Below are 18,866 nucleotides of genomic sequence, written 5' to 3' on the forward strand. Positions count from 1 at the left end.
ATTGCAGATATAGTTACGCTCGTCTTAGTTGTTAGAAGTTGCAGACTGCTGTGCATCGGTGGCAGTTTGCGCGTTGGCTTCTGAACTAGAAATTGCTGCTTGGTTATCCGCACCCAAACTAACTTTTACTACCTTCTGTTTGGCTTCTTGAACTTTAGGAAGCGTAAGTTCTAATATGCCATCTTTAAACTCAGCTTGGACTTGAGTATTTTCCACAGCAACAGGTAAAGGAATTGTGCGTTGGAAACTACCATAGCGGAGTTCTGAACGGAAAAATCCTTTTTCTTCTATTTTCTTCTCGTAGCGGTGTTCGCCAGCAATAGATACAGCTTCTCGCGCTACTTGAATGTCTATATCTTTAGCTTCGACACCAGGAATTTCAGCGCGAACAAGTAAGCTATCTCCGCGATCTTGCATTTCAATTGCAGGTGTCCAATCTGTATCAGATTTACGCTCAAATCCTGCTAGTTCGTCAAACATTCTATCCATTTGACGGCGCAAAGATTCCATTTCGGGGAAAGGTTGCCAACGTACTAATCGCATAAGTCAAGTTACCTCAATAACAATCTAGAAACACTAAATCAAATGTTTATTTAGGCGGCGAGACTAGAGCCATACATTGAACCGATAAATTTTGATTTTTGTTAGGCTTGATGTCTCTTGCCTCTGAATTTATATTGACTTATTTGCATAGTTGAACAGGTGGGGCAAACCCTACCAGTTTTGGCGTATTTTGCAGACATTTACTATGATTTTTCACCTAGTTTCTTTTGCAATTGTTTGAGAGTTTGATACATTTCTGGCAGGCGATTGTAGATAGCTGCAGCTTTGACAAATAGCTTGTGGGAAACGGCTGGAACTCCAGCAACGATCGCTCCTGGTTCTATGTCGCTATGTACTCCAGCTTTAGCAGAAGCGATCGCCCCATTGCCAATTTTGACTTGATTTACTACCCCTACTTGTCCTGCTAAGATAACGCGATCGCCTACTTGTACTCCACCAGCTAAACCTACTTGTCCAGCTAGGGCGCAGTTTTCCCCGATCTGACAACCGTGACCAATTTGCACTAGGTTATCAATAATAGTGTTTTTCTTAACTCGCGTTTCCCCTACTGCTGGGCGATCTATGTTGCTATTGCAGCCTACTTCTACGCTGTCTTCTAACACAGTAATGCCAGACTGTTCCATTTTGTACCAGCCCGTAGCTGTGGGTACAAAGCCAAAACCTTCAGCGCCGATAACTGCGCCGCTATGAATTACGCAGTCTGCACCAATTTGAGTGCGTTCGTGGATCGTGCAGTTGGCGTGTAGAGTAGTGCGATCGCCTATTTGTACGTCTGGATAAATTACTACGTTAGGGTGGATACAGGCGCGATTGCCTATTTGTACTCTAGCTTCAATGACTACATGAGCGCCAATATAAACGTCTTTGCCTATTTGGGCTGAAGGATGAATGACCGCGCTAGGAGCAATTGCGGGCGCGGGGCGATATGGTTGGTAAAATAGAGCGATCGCTTTGGCAAATAATAAGCGCGGTTCTGGGGTAGCGATCCATGCTATTCCTCGCGATTGGGCTTGGGCTTGCAAAGCTTCATCTGCAGGCAAAATTAAGGCACTGGCTTTGGTTGTGCTTATTTGGGAGACAAATTTGGCTCCTTCTATGTAGCTGAGGGTATTGGGTGTTGCTTCGTCTACGGCTGCTACTCCGGTAATTTCTAGATCGATTTGCTGGCTGTTGGATGTACTGCTGTCGCTGAGATGGCGGATAAGTTCGCTGAATTTCATCGTTGTGCGTTCAAGTTTTACATAATTGAACCGCAAAGACGCGAAGAACGCAAAGATGAAGAGGATTGAAGTATAGCTGATAATAAAGGTGTTGCGCTTTAGTTACCCATGAGCCAAACTTCTCTTAATTTAGTTGCAGTCTCTATTTTTCTGGTCACGCTTTCGAGTTTAGCTGGACCTTTGTTTAACTTGTCTCCTACTGTCCCGGCGATCGCTACTTTCTCTTTATTGGGGCTAGCAACTTTGGATAGTTTTGGCTTACAAGGTAAGGGCGGGGCTTTGGTAGTAGATACGCTAGCGAGAATTTCACCGCAATATCGCGATCGCATAGTCCACCACGAAGCCGGACATTTTTTGATGGCGCGGCTGCTAGATATTCCCGTTACTGGATATGCTCTTAGTGCTTGGGAAGCTCTGAAGCAAAAGCAGCCCGGACAAGGTGGCGTAAGTTTTGCTGATGATGAATTAGCATCCGAGCTACGACAAGGGGCATTGTCAGCCCAATTACTAGACCGTTATTGCACGATTTGGATGGCGGGTATTGCTGCCGAGCGCTTGGTTTATGACAATGCTGAAGGTGGCGCGGACGATTTGAGTAAACTTTGCACTGTGCTTGCACCTTTAGGTTTTTCGCCTGCGGCTTTGGAGCAGAAACAGCGGTTTTGCGCTTTGCAAGCTCGAACTCTGTTGCGAGAAAATTGGACAGCTTACGAAGCTTTAGTTCAAGCGATGCAGCGGGGGGATTCAGTTGCCGAATGTTATGCAGTAATAGATGTAATTCGTAATTGTTGAGTTTGTTGGGTGTCACCACAATTAGACGATCGCACTTCACACGCTTGGATGCCCAATTGCTACGATATTATTTGCCTCGTAGCGATCGCTACTGCTATTTTAAGTAAAGTAATGTAAATTAGTATAAATACTTATAAGAATTATTTAAGGATTTAACTTGCTATGGCAAATGCCGTCGAAAATAAAGCGCATCATGTTGTAGTTATTGGTGGCGGCTTTGGCGGACTTTATGCAGCTAAAGCACTCAGTCGCAATAACAATGTTAATGTCACGCTGATTGATAAACGCAACTTCCATCTATTTCAGCCCTTACTTTATCAAGTCGCTACAGGTACGCTATCTCCTGCCGATATTTCCTCACCTTTGCGATCGGTGCTAAATCACAGCCAGAATACTAAAGTGCTGATGGGTGAAGTAGTTGACGTTGATACTAAAGAGCAAAAAGTTATCTTACAAAATGAAGCAATAACCTACGACAGCTTGATTGTAGCGACAGGTGTGAGCCATTTTTACTTTGGTAACGAACACTGGGAAAAAGTCGCGCCAGGCTTGAAAACTGTCGAAGATGCGCTAGAAATGCGCCGGAAGATATTTCTTGCCTTTGAAGCAGCAGAAAAAGAAACAGATCCAGAAAAACGCCGCGCTTGGCTAACATTTGTAGTTGTCGGCGGCGGACCAACTGGGGTAGAGTTAGCAGGAGCGATCGCCGAACTTGCCTACACTACTTTAAAAAAGGATTTCCGCAACATCGATACATCCGAAGCGCAAATCTTACTCCTCGAAGGGATGGATCGGATATTGCCACCTTATGCGCCAGAATTATCGGCAAAAGCAGAAACATCGCTAACTAAGCTAGGTGTAACTGTACAAACAAAAACTCTAGTTACCAATATTGCTGATGATATTGTGACTATGCGCCAGGGAGACAGTGTAGAACAACTCCCAGCCAAAACAATTTTATGGGCAGCAGGTGTAAAAGCGTCGCCAATGGGAAAAATTCTCGCCGAACGTACGGGCGCCCAACTCGATCGCGCTGGTAGAGTTATAGTTGAATCAGATCTAAGCGTAGCCGGACATCCGAATATTTATGTAGTCGGCGACTTGGCTAATTTTTCGCACCAAACTGGCAAACCATTACCAGGCGTTGCACCTGTAGCTATGCAAGCGGGAAACTATGTAGCAACGCTAATTCAACAAAAGCTCAAAGGTAATGGCAGCGTACCATTTCGTTACTTAGATCGCGGTAGCTTGGCTGTAATTGGCAGAAATGCAGCAGTTGTCGATTTAGGATTTGTCAAGTTTTCGGGAATACTAGCATGGCTGACATGGGTATTTGTCCACATCTACTTTTTGATTGAATATGACAACAAGCTAATTGTTATGTTGCAATGGGGTTGGAACTATTGGACACGCAACAGAGGAGCGCGGTTAATTACAGGCGAATCGCTGCTAACAGTTAATGGAGAGGAGCGAATCAGCGATCGCTTTGCCTCAGTGAATAACAAAACCACTGTCAATGTCTAGTTACCATTGAGGGTTTGCTAAAACTAACTCTTTAACACTTTCGCTATCCAACGGGCAAGAAAAGAAAAATCCTTGCCCGTATTTGCATTTTAAGGCTCTAAGTTTTGCTAATTGCTCGGAAGTTTCTATGCCTTCTGCTGTAACATCCAAGTTTAGCTTTTGCGCTAGGGCGATAATTGCCTCAACTATTTCTGAATTTCCTGGATCGTTGCTCATGTTGTTGACAAAAGAGCGATCGATTTTTAATTCATCAATCGGAAAATGGTGCAACCTAGCTAAAGATGAATACCCAGTACCAAAGTCATCAATAGATAAATCAATACCTAAATCTTTCAACTGGTAGAGCATTGCAGTTGCCGCCTCAGCACTTGCCATAATTAGACTTTCGGTAATTTCTAACTTCAACATAGATGCATCTAAATTTGTATCTTGCAAAACTTGGGCAATTTCTTGGCTGAGATTGGATTGCTGAAAATGTTGGCTAGCAAGATTGACATTGATTGTTAAGGATAGATCGGGAAACTGAGATCGCCATTGGCTTGCTTCTAGGCAAGCTGTGCGAATTACCCACTGACAAAGAGGAACCAGCAATCCTGTTTCTATAGCTGCCAGTAAAAAATTATCTGGTAACAATAATCCTTTTTGGGGATGCTGCCAGCGGATTAGTGCTTCAAAACCCGCTATTTTGCCACTTTCTAAGGCAATTATCGGTTGATATTGCAAGCAAAATTCCTGACGTTCAATAGCAAGACGCAGATCGGTTTCTAACTGCAAAAGCGTAACTGCTTGAGCGTGCATATCTGAGTTAAATATCTCATAGCGCGCTGCTCCTTGGCTTTTAGCTCGGTACATGGCAATATCAGCATCTCTCAAAACTTCTTCAGCACAGTCATAGCCTGTTGTACTCAAAGTAATGCCAATACTTGCTGAAGTATATATTTCATTTGCATCTAGGGCAAAAGGTAAGCTCAATTCCTCATGAATCCGCTCGGCAACCCGCACAGCATCATTGCTATCTTCAATATCTGGCAATAAAATTGTAAATTCGTCACCACCGAGACGAGCAACTGTATCTGATTGACGCAGGCACAACTTGAGGCGATTGGCTAATTCAACTAGCAAGCGATCGCCTGTCAAATGCCCTAAACTATCGTTGATGACTTTAAAACGATCTAAATCGAGAAAAAGCACAGCAAATAAGTGATCCTTGTGTCTTTTCGTATGTCCGATCGCTTGCTCTAAGCGATCCATAAATAGGATGCGATTGGGTAAGCCTGTGAGCGCGTCGTGAAATGCATTTTGACGCAACTGTTCTTCTACCTGCTTGCGTTCGGTAATATCTCGGCAAATCATCCGCAATTCCAGAGGTTCGCCGTCATCGTTGGAAATTAGTTGGCTGCGCTGGCGTTCCCAAATAACCGAGCCGTCTTTGCGAATTTTGCGGACTTCAGTTTCCACCAGTGCTAATTTTTCGCTAAAAATGCTAGTAAATAATTGTTGAAAATGTTCGCGATCGCTTTCGTAGACAAGGCAAGAAAAGTCCCGATCCATCAACTCTTCTTTGCGATATCCTAAAGCTTCCGCACCATACTGATTTATAGAGACGATTTTGCCATCAGCAGCAATTGTTAAATAGGCATCAGGAGCAAAGTCGTACAAGTTTTGATATAGTTCTTCGCTTTCCTGCAAAGCTTCAGCTTTAGCAATTTCAGCACTTAGCCGTTGCCCAAAAAAGGAAGCTAAAGAAGCTAGCGCCAAAATAATTAAAGCCGCAATACTAATAGCGATCGCCAGTACATAATCACCGTCTCCAGTTGGCTGCGCTTTTAGTAACCTAGCGTTGGGGTAAAATTTGACCGCCTTCATGGCTGTATAATGCAGCGAGTCAATTGCTAACCCCGATAAAATTGCACTGCCAATATTACGGATATTTGCTGCAACTCTCTCGGCTGTAGGATGGAAGGCAAGCCATAAAGCACCAAAGCAAAATACGACTGTAGATAAATTAGCAAAGGCGACAATTTTTAAGTCATATACTGGTACTGCCGCAAGTTCCATCCCCATCATTGCCGTAAAGTGCATACCGACAATTCCTAGCGCGACAAAACTACCTCCTGCTAAGAATTGCAGCCAATTTAGGGGTTGTTTGGTGACAAATGATAGTCCAATACCACAACAAGCGATCGCCACTAACATTGACAGAAAGACGATGTAAAAGTTGTAGTTGACAGGTATTTGTAGCTCGTAGGCTAACATAGCGATGAAATGCATCAGCCACACGCTAATACCCAAAGCGATCGCTGCTCCTGTCAGCCACAGCTTACTTGCACGTCCAACTGCTAAAGGTACTTGTTTTGCTAAATCTAAAGCTGTGTAGCTGCTGACAATAGCAATTACTAGGGAAAGGATAACTAAGCGCCAGTCGTAAGTAGCTGTTAGAGCTTGGCTTACCTGAAGGATTTCCTTGCTCGGCATACTTACTGCTCCAACATATAATACGTATAGGAACCACTTATCATTAGCTTTTTTAAGTTAAAAAGTTTCAATGTTATAAGATTTACCACTAAAATCTTTGTTTAGAATGACAGCTTAGATTTACTGATTCGACATTACAAAGGTAGACTTTTGGTTGCTAGAAGAGATAATTCTAGCTAATGATGATTAAAAGGATTTTAAAAAGTCAAAATTAATTAGAGCCGACAAGCCTAAGTTCAGACACTACAGGGAGTAAATAATGTGTCAAAGTAAAAGCATCTACTCCCATGACGCTGCGATCGCTTTCGGCTTTAATTCCGGCTTGAGAATGCCACCAAGCAGCGACAGAGGCGATCGCATCTATAGTTATTTGCCGATCGGATTGCTTAAATATCTCAAAAGTAGAATCAATCGCAATATTTTCTGCTGCTTGAGCTTGAGCAATTAATCCACCCATTAACCCCGTTAGCACATCGCCACTACCACCACGAGCTAATGCTGGGGTACTTTCAGGGTTAATCCATACCATCCCTGTAGGATGAGCGATCGCCGTTCTTGCCCCTTTTAATAACACTACAGCATTGCTGATTGAAGCTGCTGCCTTAACTGCACCGATGCGATCGCCTACTGGATCGCCAGCATCGGGAAACAAGCGTTTAAATTCCCCAGCATGAGGAGTCAAAATTGTTTTTGCCGAGCGCTGAGTTAATGTGGGGATAGTTCCCAGCTTTGCCAAGATATTCAAACCATCGGCATCTAGAATTAGAGTGCGATCGCACTTTAATACTTGTTCAACTGTGGGTGTTGCTTCTATTGTTAAACCAGGACCTACAGCGATCGCATCAAAGTCATTAAGATCGGTGTTTTCTGGTAATTGTAAGCTAGAGATCGCCCCTGCGGCTGTTTCAGGACAACCAACAATTAAAGCATCAGGCAGTTGCGCGACAAGTAAGGGTTTGAGCGATTCGGGTACGGCAATTGACAGCATCCCTACACCACTTGCTCTTGCTCCTAGTCCAGTTAAAATTGCGCCGCCAGCATAGCGAAAGGAACCACAAATTAATAATAGATGCCCTTGTTTGTATTTATGCGTAACAGGAGGACGACGCAGGGGTAAAGTTGCGATCGCAAGTTCCTTTGTGACTCTACCTATACTCGGTGCGTCGCCTAATACTGCTTGAATATCTGCTAAGGGAATATCAAAATCAATTAATTCTGCGTTGCCGATATATTCTAAAGCGCGATCTTGAAGTAAACCAAGTTTCCACAATCCCAAGCACCAAGTATAATTTGCCCGAATAGCCGTTCCTAATGCTTCGCCTGTATCTGTATGCAAGCCTGAAGGTAAGTCGATGCTGATAATTGGCAGGGAAGATTGATTAATTTGGTCAATAGCGGTAGCTACTGAGCCTGTAAGATGTCGTTCTAAGCCCAATCCAAATAAGCCATCAATTAAGATGTCACAGTGGGCTAATAGCTCCTCTACTGAGTCATAACGCCTAATGCCGATACTTTCTGCGTATTGGAGGTGACTTGTAGTTAGTTCTTTAAATTTAGAGAAAGGCGCACAAATAGCTACCTGGTAGCCTTGAAAATGCAATTCACGGGCGACAACTAGCGCGTCGCCGCCGTTGTGTCCAGGTCCGACGAGAATGCCCGCGCAACCCCGTAGAGACGTTGCATGCAACGTCTCTACGATGCGGTGGGCGATTAATCTGCCGACTTTTTCCATTAATGCAGCGACGGGCATTCCGGCGGCAAATATCCGCCCTTCGATGTCGCGCATCTGTTGGGCGCTGACAACAACCTGCTCGATTTTCTTTTGCCTGTCCATAGCGATCGCTATTTGTAACTAATATATTTGACACTCCGTTAGCTGAAGCACAACGGATTCTAGTGGTTGTCTAAGCGGGGGATGAATCCGCCCGATTAGACGCTTCACTAGATTGCGGACTGTCATTGACCGCACCCTCTGAATCAGCCATAACCATTGCAGCTACAGCGCTCTGAAGACTCAGATGGCAAGAAAAACCGCACCATTGACCAATATTTTGTGAGGCATTCCAATCAGCATTGCAGCGATACCCATCAAAACCTTTGAACCAGTCCCCGTTACGCTTGCCAATCACACCATTTCGGTGATCTGACTTGCTCGTGTATGGGGCTGGAACTGATTGCACAGGCACACCTGCACGAATAGCTTTGTATCGAGTAAACTTCTCTAGCTGATAGAACGCCCAGTTATCACGGTTATTTGCAGCATCCGACTTGGTTTTCTTGCGTTGTTTCGAGGTTTGTCGAATTGCGCTCAACTCCTCAAACTGCAATCCCATCTCAAAGTCCTGTGCAAACTGCACTAACTCTTTTGAGATGACGTGATTGATATGCGTCATGATTCGTCGTTCTCGTTGCTCTAGTCGCTTGACTTCTTTCAGTTGCTTGGCTTGTTGAAGTTTCTTGCGGGTACGTTGAAACCGTCGTCTCAACCCTTTCACCCGCCCACCTTTCCAAAACTTGCCAAACCCTTTCGGCAGTGCAGCAACCGCAATATTGTTTTGCCCCCTATCCACTCCGATCCAGCTTTCAACTGGCATTGTATCGGGAACATCCATCGATACAGAGACCAGTGCATACCAAATTCCTTTCTTCGACTTGCATATCTTGAGTGAACCTAACTTGGCTTTGCGGGCAATCAGCTTGTCTAATGTTTCAGAATACGAAGCCGAATGAACTTCTAGGGGAATTCTTCCTTTCCTGCCTCGATAGAGACTGAAACAAAGCGTGTACAAATCACCCGCTTTCAACACTTCGTAACCCTGATTATTCACTTCTAGCCACATTCGCTTGAAATGCTTCACCTTAGTCTTAGCGTTGGTGTTTCGGATGGTTTGATTGATCCACATCGAGCCAATCTCAATATGCTTGAAAGCAGCACTTGTTAACTTTTTGCGCTCTTTCTTGTCGAACTCCAACAGGTTGTTAGCAATTTGAGTGTTGACAGCAGTGAGCCGCTCAAACTCAAGTGCTTTGACTTTGTTGAGTCGATAGAAAGGAAGCTTAAGTGTCAAGGTTAGTTCTGCCATGCGATTATTATAGCTGCTATCCTGCAATAGTCTGTAGGATAGCTTAATTAATTCACAACCCAGACACATAGCAGGCTCAAGCCTGCCCTGGCGCTTTCACCCCTCGATTAGAAATCGAAGGCTCTCAGCATCATTCAGGTAGACAAAATTACACTTAGCTGCATTCGTAATTACTGAAGTTTTTATTCTTCATAATATTTATTAAAAATAACAGATCGTCATACTTAGATAGCAAAGTTGATAAGATGTTTTATTATGAAATCCCTGGTTTATTACTCTGGTGGCTGGATTAGTTTGCAAGTAGAAGCAGTGCTATACCAACTACTGAGCAAAAAGTAAACTAACTTAAAAAACACAACAGAGCCATGATAAAAAAAATATTGTTAGCTGTTTCTGGACTAGGACACGCTGAAGAAATGCTGAAAACTTTGAAAGAAGTGCCAGCAATTCAACAAGCAGATGTAACAGTTTTACACGTTGTTCCGGCTCAAACTACTGCCCAAGTGATGACGGCTAAATGGGAGGAAGGAGGTAAAATTCTTGGTTCGGCGATAGAGACTGTAAATCTAGACCCTAGCAAAGTTACGGCAATCCTACGCCAGGGCGATCCTAAAGATGTGGTTTGTCAAGTAGCAGATGAAATAGATGCCGATCTAATTATTATGGGTTCGCGCGGCTTGAAACGCTTGCAATCTATTTTATCGAATTCAGTCAGTCAATACGTCTTTCAATTGTCATCGCGTCCGATGTTGTTGGTAAAAGATGACATCTACATCAAAAAGATCAAGCGCGTGATGGTAGCGATGGATGGTTCTGAAGCTGCTAAAGAATGTTTAAAGTTGGCTTTGTTTCTAACTCGCGATATTAAAGGCGGTCAATTAATTTTGGCGTACGTGGATAAAAACTTGAGCAGTAAAGCTGGGGAAGTATCGACAATAGAGGCAGAAAACAATCCTATCTTAGCGCCTGCGATCGCCGAAGCGAAAAGACAAGGCGTACAAACTCGCGCTGTCGTCGGTGCTAGCAAGCCTGCAGAAGAAATTTGCCGTCTAGCTCAAGAAAATGATGTAGATTTGTTAATTCTTGGCTCACCCGATCGCCGTCCTTCGATTGCTAAAAGCTTTGTTGATATAGATAGATTAGTTAGTTCTTCTTTGTCTGACTACGTGCGCGTCAATGCTACTTGTCCTGTATTACTAGCACGTACTGCTGGTTAATGACAGTGACCAGCGATCGGTGACGAACTACGAATTACGAATTATTAAATACGTAGCTAAAAAAAATCCCTGCACTGTATATAGTGTAGGGATTTTTTTAGATTGGGTAGGGGTGCAATGTCGCCGCGCCCTACGAATCTTTTTTGCTATCGCGGCTAGCGGTTTGAATATAGAGAATCAACAGAAACACGGTAGGTACGAGTACGAACAGAATGCTCGCCACGAAACCCAAATCATTAACTTGCATCGAAAGAAAGCCTCTCTCGGTCTCCAGTCCAACAGTTTTAGGATATCACTAATTGCAGTATAGATTTATTGTTTCACTTTGGCTTGGTAATTACGCTGATCGGTCCATTGACTAAAGTTTGACAGGCTAGGCGGTAGTTATCGGGCTTTTTCTTTAGCCTGCGGTTTTCTACATCTGTGCGGGGAGAAACATTTTCTAAGCCCTCGCTAATCTCGACAATGCACGTACCGCATTGCCCGTAACCGCCACAGTTCATCATTTTGCTCATGAATGTGTAGATGTCTACATCATTGGCGATCGCTTTGAGGCGCAAATTTGCCCCATCTGCGGCGATCGCTTCTTTATTTTCTTTGACAAACTTAATATTAGCCATTTGCTCCCTTGTTGACCGTCTGCTTGCAGATTTTTCTCTCGTACACCAGTTAACTTACTATTTGCGAAGTAGAATGCTGGGAAACTTATTTTCTTTAATCGACTTAGTGCTAAGACGATAGATCAGTTCGCCCTAGCTAACCTTAAGTGCTTTTTGCCCAAATAGAAACAATATATTTGACTTTAAACTTTCTGTCTTCTTGAAAGTGGCAGATTTCATCATTTCTGACTTACGCTAAAATTAAGCATACCAAATATTTAAATAACTTAATAAAGTAGTTAAAAAATATACAAAGCTGTGGTAATAAAGTAACCTCAACTAAAAATTTATTGTAACAATGGGGAAAACCCTTGTAAATTGACGCTTTTACTGCAAAAGGTACAAGTTAGGAGTCGATAGGATGACCTTGGGAGCTAGGTGCAAAGAGCCAGAGAGTAATAGGGAGAAGCATATTTTAGCTAGAAAAAACAAAGGTCAATGTCGCTACATCTTGAGCGCTGTTATAGTTGGTACGAGCTTGATCGTGACAAGCTGCGGTAATTTACCAAAAGAAGCAGCAGACGCGCAATCTCAGCAAGCAAATCAGCCCACAGCCGTAGATGTAGCGATCGCCCGTACTGGCACATTAGTAGCTACACCTACATATACAGGTAGTACAGAAGCAGTGAGAACGGTATCATTGCGATCGCAAGTAGAAGGACAACTACTAGGGTTAAATGTCGATGTTGGCGATATCGTCAAGCAAGGGCAAATAGTCGCTCAATTAGACGATGCGATCTTGAGGACGCAGTTAAATGAGGCAGAAGCAGAACTAGCCGCGAGAAGATCGGAAGTAGCCAGCGCCCAAAGTCAAGTGAGTAACGCGCGTGCAGCCGTAGAAAGCGCCCGATTAGAGTTGCAACAAGCGCAAGCAGATTCGCAAAGACAGCAAGCACTATTTAAGGAAGGAGCGATCGCCGCGCAACAGGCACAGCAAGCGCAAACAGACGCGCGGACAGCCGCTCAAGCATTGCGAGCAGCACAAGAACAAGTCAGTACCCAACAACAAGCAGTAGCCGCAGCGCAAGGCAGAGTTGTATCCCAACAAGCAGTAGTTGCTCAAGAACGACAGCGCCGTTCTTTTACGCGGTTAGCAGCGCCAATTTCGGGCGTAATTTTACAACGTCTGCGTGAGAGTGGAGATTTAATTCGCCCAGGCGATGAGGTGTTGCAAATTGCTGATTTTAGTCGCGTGCAAGTGCGAGTAGAAGTATCGGAGAGAGAATTAGCAAATATCCGCCCTGGGCAATCAGTAAATGTAAAATTAGATGCTTTTCCCCAAGAAACAATAGTAGGCAGAGTTACCCGTATTTATCCCGCAGCCGATGCCACAGCGCGTTTAGTGCCTGTAGAAGTAATTATTCCTAACAGTAACAGCAGAATTGGTAGTGGCTTACTAGCGCGAGTAAGTTTTGAGAGTGGAGAGCAAGAGCGGGTTGTAGTGCCGCAGTCGGCTTTGGCTGGAGGGCAGGGAGGACAAGGAGGACAACAGGAGGATCGCGGAACTTTGTTTGTGGTGGCGCAAGGGGAGACGGACAAACAAGCTACGGTTGAATCTCGTGCTGTGACTTTGGGCGAACGGGCTGATGGCAAGGTGGAGATTTTGTCGGGGTTGAAGGTAGGAGAAAGATTTGTATCTCGTAGTGGCGAACCCCTAAAAGATGGCGAAACTGTCAGATTGTCATTTCTTTCGGAACAACCGCAGCGGGGGCAATAGTCATGCAGGCACAGAACGGTTCGGGATTTAGTATTAGTGCGATCGCAATTCGCCAGCATATCGGTACTCTCATGCTGACTTTGGCGGTGATTGTGGTAGGAATATTTTTCTTGACTAATTTGCAAGTCGATCTTCTGCCCTCAATTACCTATCCACGTATTGGTGTTCGGGTTAGTACGCCTGGAATTTCCCCAGAAGTCGCGGTTGATGAAGTTACAAGACCTTTGGAAGAAGCATTATCGGCTACTGAGGGTGTCATCCAAGTTTATTCGCAAACTCGTGAAGGACAAGTAAGTTTAGACTTGTTCTTTCAACCAGGTGGAGATATCGATCAAGCGTTAAATGAAGCTACTGCGGCTTTTAACCGAGGGCGCGGACAGTTGCCAGATACTATTGAGGAAGCTCGACTATTTAAAGCCGATCCTTCGCAGTTGCCTGTTTACGAGCTTGCCTTAACTTCTTCGTCTTTGCAGGGTAAAGATTTACGCGTGTTTGCTGATGAAGAACTCTCGCGCGAACTTAGTGTAGTCCCAGGAGTAGCAGCAGTTGATGTCTCTGGTGGCGTTAATGAAGAAGTACGAGTTAATATCGACCTCGATCGCTTGCAAGCAGTCGGCGTAGCTTTAACTGATGTCTTGGACGAACTAGAAGCACGCAATCAAGATATATCTGGCGGACGCATTCAAGGAGAAACAACAGAACCTTTAACCCGTACTGTAGGGCGTTTTCAAGATGCTGAAGAAATCAGAAATATCTCGTTTGAAGTCTCCACTGCCTCTGACTCTTCTACCCCTCGCCGTCGCGTTTATTTACGAGACTTTGCTGAGGTAATTGATGGCACTGAAGATCAACGGGTATTTGTATTCCTTAATAAACAGCCTGCAATAAAAATCAGCGTTCAAAAACAGCCAGATGCGAACACTATTACTATTGTCGATGGCGTTAGACAGCGCATTGAAGAATTAAGAGCATCTGGTTTAATTCCGGCTGATGTGGTACTAATTCCTACTTCGGATGAGTCGCGGTTTATTCGCAATTCTATTTCTAACGTGACAAGTTCTGGGTTAATTGGTGCTGGACTTGCTGCGGTAGCTGTTCTGCTTTTCCTTGGTTCTATCCGGCAGACGATAATTATTGTGCTTTCGATTCCCTTAGCTACTCTAGCCGCCATTATTTTTATGGGGCTATTTGGGCTATCAATCAACGTTTTTAGCTTGGGTGGCTTGGCTCTGGGTGTAGGAATTGTTGTTGATAACTCTATTGTCATGCTAGAGAATATTGCCGAAGGTGCAGGCATGACTCCAGGGAAAGATAGTAAAGCACGACTTAATTCTCAACAACTAATCGACCAATCGGCAAGGAGCAGTCAGGAAGTAGAATCTGCTTTGGTTGCTTCTACTAGCACTAACTTAGTTGCAGTGTTACCGTTTTTGCTGATTGGTGGTTTTATTTCGCTGCTATTTAACGAGCTAATTTTGACTATTAGCTTTGCTGTTGCAGCTTCTATTTTGATTGCTGTGACTGTTGTGCCGATGGCTACATCTCGAATGCTTGCAATTCGCGCTTCGAGTAAATTAGGCAATTTTTGGCTGCTGCGGCAGTTCAATCAGCGATTTGATGCAGCTACTAGAGGCTATGGCGGTTTGCTAACAAAGGTGCTGCGCTATAGATTTATGGTTGTGGCGATCGCTATCCTTATCCTTGGTGCTGGTAGTTTTTGGATGGCAGGACAAATTCCTCAAGAAATCCTCCCCCGCATCAATACCGGACAAGCAAGTTTGTTTGCTCAATTTCCTCCTGGGACTCCTTTAGAGACAAACCGTAAGGTAATGGCTGCTGTCGATGATATTTTGCTCAAGCAACCAGATACAGAATATGTGTTCTCTACAGTTGGGGGATTTTTGTTCGGGAATAATACAAGTGAAAATCCTTTACGCGGTTCTAGCACTGTTACTTTAAAACCTGGTAGCGATGTTGAGGCTTATGTAGAACGGGTAACGCAAGAATTTAATCAGCTAAATTTAGCAGGTATTCGTCTGCGGCTAAGACCAGGTGAAGTACGCGGCTTAGTTTTAACGAACTCTCCGGTTAGAGGCGCAGAGATTGATGTAATTTTACAAGGTGCGAACGAACAAGAACTCAGACAAGCAGGACAGCAAGTATTAAAAGCTTTGGATGCAAGAGCAACTTTAGCTAGTTTTCGCCCTGATGCTGACCCCAGACAGCCAGAAGTGCAGATTCGCCCAGATTGGGAACGGGTAGCAGAATTAGGCTTGAATACACAAGAAATTGGCGATACGATCGCGACAGCAATCGAAGGATCTGTACCGACGCAATTGCAAAGAGGCAATCGCTTGGTGGATGTGCGCGTGCAGCTAAATAAAAATGCGATCGCCCAAGCTTCGCAATTAGAACGCATTCCCTTATTTGTAGATGGCAATCGCCAAATTCGGCTTGCCGATGTAGCTCAAATTACTGAAGGTCAAGCCCCAGGCGAAGTTCAGCGGATTAATCAGCGCCAAGTCTTCTTGATTGCTGGCAACTTAAATGAGGGTGCAAGTTTGGGCGATGCTATTGCTCAAGTAAACAGCGTAGTAGAAAACGTGCAACTGCCAGCAGGTGTAAGTGTTTTACCAAGTTCGGCTAGTGAAACTAATCGCCAGTTGCAAGACTCCCTCAAAGTATTAGGGGGACTAGCCGCTTTTCTAGTATTTGTAGTGATGGCAGTGCAATACAACTCTCTTGTCGATCCTTTAGTAATTATGCTGACAGTACCCTTGGCTTTGGCTGGGGGCATTTTTGGGCTGTATATTACTAAAACAGCGATCGGTGCGACTGTATTGGTAGGTGCGGTGTTGTTGGTGGGCATTGTCGTCAACAACGCGATTATTATGGTGGAGTTGGCAAATCAGATTCGGGAAAAAGAGGGATGCGATCGCACTTCGGCAATTTTACGCGCTGCGCCTCAACGTCTTCGCCCTGTGTTAATGACAACTATTACTACTGTTTTGGGGATGTTTCCCCTAGCTTTAGGAGTTGGTGAGGGTAGCGAGTTTTTGCAGCCTTTAGGAATTGTAGTTTTCTCTGGTTTGTCTTTGGCAACTTTACTTACCTTGTTTATTATTCCTTGCTTTTATGTCATGCTCCATAGTCTGTTCAAGCTGAAGCTAGGTAGATATAGCACCAAGGCTAAGTTATTGCTGAAAAAAAGATAGGCTAATTAGAACTACTAATTTTGGGGCGTGCGAACTTAAATACCATTGTCTGCAGCCGACTTGTGCCAACAGTAAGCATGAGATTAGCTAAAAACACAACCATTTTAAGCAGAGTTTTTGGAGAATTGCTAAATTTTAGTGCTTCTTGCATCTGTATATATGCGGTGGCAAAGTCTAATTTGACTAGCTGCCAGCATACCTCTCTAAAAGTATTTATTGCCTCAAATTCTTGGAGTTGAGAGATCGTGCGATCGCTCAAGTACGATGCGGAAATGGCGATCGCCAAACGCACGTTAGCTGCATTTGCGCCAGACTTAATCAGCGAAAAAGTTTGCGATTGAGTATGCTTGCGATAGCAAGCTAGTGGTGTAGGTTCGTACCAAACTGAGTATTGCGACGCAATTCGCATATACATCTCTGTATCGCCAGCATGAAATAAATCGGGGTGGAATCCACCTAAGCGTTCGTAAACTTCACGTTTGACTACAAAAGCAGGTGATAGAATCAAATGCGACTTGGCAAGGCATTCTAGCAAGTTTGGAAACACGCCCGCTCTTGCTCGGTTAGAAGGCGATAAAGCAGTTTGAGCGCCATGTTCATTTATATAGATCGAACGACAAAATGCTGCCCCCACTGTCGGTTCTTGCTCAAATGCTTGTTGGAAGGTTTCATAAAACCCAGGTAATACAATATCGTCAGAATGAAGTATATGTATTAGTTGCCCAACGCTACGTTCGATACAGGCATTGAAGTTAGCAATTGCACCGATATTTTGCGGCTGACGATGGAAACTTATCCGCCCTCTACCTAATTCTTTAACTAACGCTTCTACATCGCCGTCGGTAGAACAATTATCTACTACCTCAATCTGCATCAATTCATGGCTAGGAGCTTGTGCAAGCAGACTTAAAAGTGTGGGTTTAAGATAATCTATACAATTATAGTTAGGAATCATCACCGACCAAAGCGGTCGATAAATTTCTGGCGCTACAGAAGCGATCGCGGGATATTTTGGACGTTCGTTGCTCATTTTTTACCTAGGAGCAGGCGTAAGGCATTTGCTCGTGTATTAACTTTTACCTAATTGTACGCTGCCTTAATGCCTGTGTAACACCTCAAAAATGATAATTACTTAGCTTATCCTCAGATTCTATAGAGCGATCGCATTTTCTGGAGTTTTAATGGTGCGTACTATCTTTTACTTGACTTTGCGCTAAATATCGATGCAAGACGATTAAAGCGATCGCTAATACCAAGATTAATCCTGGTATGCTTTCCAACCCTGCGCGGTTAGCAATCCAACCAATTGTCGTTGGAATTACCGCCGCCCCTAAACTGGCAACGCTACTAACAAAACCGATTGCCGCAGGTACAATTGCACTGGGTACTCGCTGCGGCATTAACCAAATTGTAGTCGGGAACATAGCTGCGATGGCAAAGCCAATTAACGGCAAGCTCAACCATTGCCCAGGTAGCAACCACCAACTTGCTAGCCCCAAAGCCAAAGTAGCTAAAGATACATTGATTAAGCGGTTTGCACCTAGTTTATTAATTAAAATTCCGAGGATTAACCGCCCTGTAGTAAAACCCAGCCAAAAGGCGCTGACGCTATATCCTGCCGTAGCTGCGGGAAATTTACGGCTAACGTGCTGAACTGTGTATGCCCAATTGCCTAATGCTGCTTCTATCCCTACATTCAGTAGCAAAAATAAGCCTGTAAGTATGACAATTGGCGTTCCAAGTGCTAACCGGATATCTGCCCAAGCATTACGCTTAGCTGCTGTTTTTGCCATCATCGGTTGGTAGCGAGTTATCACAATCCCAACTACTGCTACTACCAGTAAAGCAACGATGCCAGTAAATACCAGATAAATTTGCCGCCATTCTAGCCCTATTACCAGTAAGGTAGTGGCAATTGTCGGTCCTAGTAATGCGCCAATTCCATAAAATGCGTGCAATAATCCGATCCACTTTGCCTCGCGCCCGTCGCTGACTATATAAGTATTGATGCCTGCATCTATTAGCCCAATACTCAAACCAAGCAACGTCCCAACTATAACCATCACAAACCAAGCGGAAGCCATTGCATAAGTTGCTAAAGCTGTGGTTAAGGCGATCGCCGCAACAAGTAGCATAGGTGCAAGTCCTAACCAATTGCTAATTATGCTACTGCTAAAAGCAGCAATTACATAGCCAGCAACTTGACTAATAAATAAATAAGTCACGGTTGCAGGTGAAAGAGCAAATGTCTCTATAATCGAGGGCAAAAGTACGCCTAAGCCACTTTCAGCCATGCCAATTGCAATAAAGGCGTAGAAAGCGATCGCTATGCCAATCCAGGCGGGTGCTATTTGGGGCGATCGCTTTGCTCTGTGGGACTTCATAAATTCTGCTAGGCGC

The 18,866-nt window shown here is 44.2% G+C and carries 14 protein-coding genes; 5 read left to right on the plus strand and 9 right to left on the minus strand.

What is annotated here, in order from left to right; genetic code table 11:
* Nucleotides 1–24: 24 nt before the first annotated feature.
* Both UH38_RS02965 and lpxD read right to left on the minus strand, forming a co-directional pair.
* The gene (locus UH38_RS02965; protein WP_045053137.1) at nucleotides 25–543 is read right to left on the minus strand and encodes an Hsp20/alpha crystallin family protein; all 519 of its coding nucleotides are present in this window, start codon (nucleotides 541–543) and stop codon (nucleotides 25–27) included.
* 203 nt (nucleotides 544–746) lie between these two features.
* On the minus strand, nucleotides 747–1,784 hold the full coding sequence (lpxD, locus tag UH38_RS02970) for a UDP-3-O-(3-hydroxymyristoyl)glucosamine N-acyltransferase (protein ID WP_045053138.1): 1,038 nt from the start codon (nucleotides 1,782–1,784) through the stop codon (nucleotides 747–749).
* Between the two features lie 108 nt (nucleotides 1,785–1,892).
* Here lpxD and UH38_RS02975 point away from each other — a divergent pair, with 108 nt between their 5' ends.
* Nucleotides 1,893–2,576 carry a hypothetical protein gene (locus UH38_RS02975; protein WP_045053139.1) on the plus strand — a complete coding sequence of 228 codons (684 nt, stop codon included), beginning with the start codon at nucleotides 1,893–1,895 and terminating at the stop codon, nucleotides 2,574–2,576.
* Between the two features lie 162 nt (nucleotides 2,577–2,738).
* On the plus strand, nucleotides 2,739–4,100 hold the full coding sequence (locus tag UH38_RS02980) for an NAD(P)/FAD-dependent oxidoreductase (RefSeq protein ID WP_045053140.1): 1,362 nt from the start codon (nucleotides 2,739–2,741) through the stop codon (nucleotides 4,098–4,100).
* Here the strand turns inward: UH38_RS02980 and UH38_RS02985 are convergent, their stop codons facing one another.
* The 3 genes from UH38_RS02985 to UH38_RS02995 all read right to left on the minus strand — a co-directional run bounded on the left by UH38_RS02985 (nucleotide 4,101) and on the right by UH38_RS02995 (nucleotide 9,658).
* On the minus strand, nucleotides 4,101–6,575 hold the full coding sequence (locus UH38_RS02985; RefSeq protein WP_072044875.1) for an EAL domain-containing protein: 2,475 nt from the start codon (nucleotides 6,573–6,575) through the stop codon (nucleotides 4,101–4,103).
* 211 nt (nucleotides 6,576–6,786) lie between these two features.
* Nucleotides 6,787–8,409, minus strand: coding sequence for a bifunctional ADP-dependent NAD(P)H-hydrate dehydratase/NAD(P)H-hydrate epimerase (locus tag UH38_RS02990; protein ID WP_045053141.1), 1,623 nt, complete (start codon nucleotides 8,407–8,409; stop codon nucleotides 6,787–6,789).
* 70 nt (nucleotides 8,410–8,479) lie between these two features.
* Nucleotides 8,480–9,658, minus strand: coding sequence for an RNA-guided endonuclease TnpB family protein (locus UH38_RS02995; RefSeq protein ID WP_045053142.1), 1,179 nt, complete (start codon nucleotides 9,656–9,658; stop codon nucleotides 8,480–8,482).
* 365 nt (nucleotides 9,659–10,023) lie between these two features.
* On the opposite strand from UH38_RS02995, the gene UH38_RS03000 reads away from it, so the two are divergent.
* A complete protein-coding gene (locus UH38_RS03000) occupies nucleotides 10,024–10,875 on the plus strand; it encodes a universal stress protein (RefSeq protein WP_045053143.1) in 852 nt (283 codons plus the stop codon).
* Between the two features lie 130 nt (nucleotides 10,876–11,005).
* Here the strand turns inward: UH38_RS03000 and psbM are convergent, their stop codons facing one another.
* Together psbM and UH38_RS03010 are read right to left on the minus strand one after the other, a co-directional pair.
* Nucleotides 11,006–11,122 carry a photosystem II reaction center protein PsbM gene (gene psbM, locus UH38_RS25265; protein ID WP_072044876.1) on the minus strand — a complete coding sequence of 39 codons (117 nt, stop codon included), beginning with the start codon at nucleotides 11,120–11,122 and terminating at the stop codon, nucleotides 11,006–11,008.
* Nucleotides 11,123–11,195: 73 nt separating this feature from the next.
* Nucleotides 11,196–11,495 carry a 2Fe-2S iron-sulfur cluster-binding protein gene (locus UH38_RS03010; RefSeq protein WP_045053145.1) on the minus strand — a complete coding sequence of 100 codons (300 nt, stop codon included), beginning with the start codon at nucleotides 11,493–11,495 and terminating at the stop codon, nucleotides 11,196–11,198.
* Nucleotides 11,496–11,895: 400 nt separating this feature from the next.
* Here UH38_RS03010 and UH38_RS03015 point away from each other — a divergent pair, with 400 nt between their 5' ends.
* Nucleotides 11,896–13,251 carry an efflux RND transporter periplasmic adaptor subunit gene (locus UH38_RS03015; protein WP_052672234.1) on the plus strand — a complete coding sequence of 452 codons (1,356 nt, stop codon included), beginning with the start codon at nucleotides 11,896–11,898 and terminating at the stop codon, nucleotides 13,249–13,251.
* Nucleotides 13,252–13,253: 2 nt separating this feature from the next.
* Nucleotides 13,254–16,466 carry an efflux RND transporter permease subunit gene (locus UH38_RS03020; protein ID WP_045053146.1) on the plus strand — a complete coding sequence of 1,071 codons (3,213 nt, stop codon included), beginning with the start codon at nucleotides 13,254–13,256 and terminating at the stop codon, nucleotides 16,464–16,466.
* Nucleotide 16,467: 1 nt separating this feature from the next.
* Here UH38_RS03020 and UH38_RS03025 read toward each other — a convergent pair whose 3' ends face one another.
* Together UH38_RS03025 and UH38_RS03030 are read right to left on the minus strand one after the other, a co-directional pair.
* On the minus strand, nucleotides 16,468–17,496 hold the full coding sequence (locus UH38_RS03025; protein WP_045053147.1) for a glycosyltransferase: 1,029 nt from the start codon (nucleotides 17,494–17,496) through the stop codon (nucleotides 16,468–16,470).
* A 148-nt stretch (nucleotides 17,497–17,644) separates the two neighbouring features.
* Nucleotides 17,645–18,850, minus strand: a complete 1,206-nt coding sequence (locus tag UH38_RS03030; protein WP_045053148.1) for an MFS transporter — start codon at nucleotides 18,848–18,850, stop codon at nucleotides 17,645–17,647.
* Nucleotides 18,851–18,866: the final 16 nt, after the last annotated feature.

Source organism: Aliterella atlantica CENA595 (assembly GCF_000952155.1).
Lineage (GTDB): Bacteria > Cyanobacteriota > Cyanobacteriia > Cyanobacteriales > Chroococcidiopsidaceae > Aliterella > Aliterella atlantica.

What these genes read in the sequence shown, in the direction of transcription:
- UH38_RS03025 (WP_045053147.1), bottom strand. Translation starts at nt 17,496, where the DNA reads ATGAGCAACGAACGTCCAAAATATCCCGCGATCGCTTCTGTAGCGCCA.
- UH38_RS02965 (WP_045053137.1), bottom strand. Translation starts at nt 543, where the DNA reads ATGCGATTAGTACGTTGGCAACCTTTCCCCGAAATGGAATCTTTGCGC.
- UH38_RS03030 (WP_045053148.1), bottom strand. Translation starts at nt 18,850, where the DNA reads ATGAAGTCCCACAGAGCAAAGCGATCGCCCCAAATAGCACCCGCCTGG.
- UH38_RS02995 (WP_045053142.1), bottom strand. Translation starts at nt 9,658, where the DNA reads ATGGCAGAACTAACCTTGACACTTAAGCTTCCTTTCTATCGACTCAAC.
- lpxD (WP_045053138.1), bottom strand. Translation starts at nt 1,784, where the DNA reads ATGAAATTCAGCGAACTTATCCGCCATCTCAGCGACAGCAGTACATCC.
- UH38_RS02980 (WP_045053140.1), top strand. Translation starts at nt 2,739, where the DNA reads ATGGCAAATGCCGTCGAAAATAAAGCGCATCATGTTGTAGTTATTGGT.
- UH38_RS03000 (WP_045053143.1), top strand. Translation starts at nt 10,024, where the DNA reads ATGATAAAAAAAATATTGTTAGCTGTTTCTGGACTAGGACACGCTGAA.
- UH38_RS02985 (WP_072044875.1), bottom strand. Translation starts at nt 6,575, where the DNA reads ATGCCGAGCAAGGAAATCCTTCAGGTAAGCCAAGCTCTAACAGCTACT.
- UH38_RS02975 (WP_045053139.1), top strand. Translation starts at nt 1,893, where the DNA reads ATGAGCCAAACTTCTCTTAATTTAGTTGCAGTCTCTATTTTTCTGGTC.
- UH38_RS03015 (WP_052672234.1), top strand. Translation starts at nt 11,896, where the DNA reads ATGACCTTGGGAGCTAGGTGCAAAGAGCCAGAGAGTAATAGGGAGAAG.
- UH38_RS03020 (WP_045053146.1), top strand. Translation starts at nt 13,254, where the DNA reads ATGCAGGCACAGAACGGTTCGGGATTTAGTATTAGTGCGATCGCAATT.
- UH38_RS02990 (WP_045053141.1), bottom strand. Translation starts at nt 8,409, where the DNA reads ATGGACAGGCAAAAGAAAATCGAGCAGGTTGTTGTCAGCGCCCAACAG.
- psbM (WP_072044876.1), bottom strand. Translation starts at nt 11,122, where the DNA reads ATGCAAGTTAATGATTTGGGTTTCGTGGCGAGCATTCTGTTCGTACTC.
- UH38_RS03010 (WP_045053145.1), bottom strand. Translation starts at nt 11,495, where the DNA reads ATGGCTAATATTAAGTTTGTCAAAGAAAATAAAGAAGCGATCGCCGCA.